The organism is Neisseria sp. P0019.S003, from assembly GCF_051957115.1.
Taxonomy (GTDB): domain Bacteria; phylum Pseudomonadota; class Gammaproteobacteria; order Burkholderiales; family Neisseriaceae; genus Neisseria; species Neisseria flavescens_D.
The window spans coordinates 1-450 of sequence record NZ_JBQCWT010000083.1 but is presented as its reverse complement, the minus strand read 5'-3'; the positions used below and the strand labels follow the sequence as shown (position 1 = coordinate 450).

Sequence of the window (450 nt, the reverse complement as noted above, 5' to 3'; positions counted from 1 at the left end):
TTGAAGCTGCATAGTTGTAGAATGGACAGACGGGTAAGTATTTTTTACAGTCCTCTTGTACGTTTTGGTGAATTAAAAAGGAGTGAATCAATCCGCAATACCGAGGCAGTGAGTATATTGTTTGCCGCCCTAATAGAACGGCAGTTCGCGGAGGAGGTCGTAAGGGTGCGCGGGCTGCTGATGGCGGTGACGATGGGGCTTTTGGGAGGGGTTGGGGTGGTGGGAAGTTGGGTGTGTTTGGGGGAGTTAGGGGGTTATCTGAGGTCTCGAGGAACAGGTTTCGGGCGACCTTTTTTTACTTGATGTTTGGAGTGGTTGCTGTTTCATGCCAGGGATTTAAGTATTGGAGTTTTGCGTGTACGCCGGTGGGTATTTTGTGGGGGTGTGTTTTGGTTTCTTCAGGTTTGCTTTGGTGGTTGTCTTTTGTGTGTATTTGGTGCTGTTGGTGGT

Annotated in this window: 1 protein-coding gene; it reads left to right on the top strand. The window is 48.9% G+C overall.

Annotated elements, in window-relative coordinates; translation table 11 throughout:
* Positions 1-303: hypothetical protein (locus tag ACTHTS_RS11200; RefSeq protein ID WP_440370081.1), on the top strand; the 303-nt coding region annotated here is incomplete at its 5' end.
* Positions 304-450: the final 147 nt, after the last annotated feature.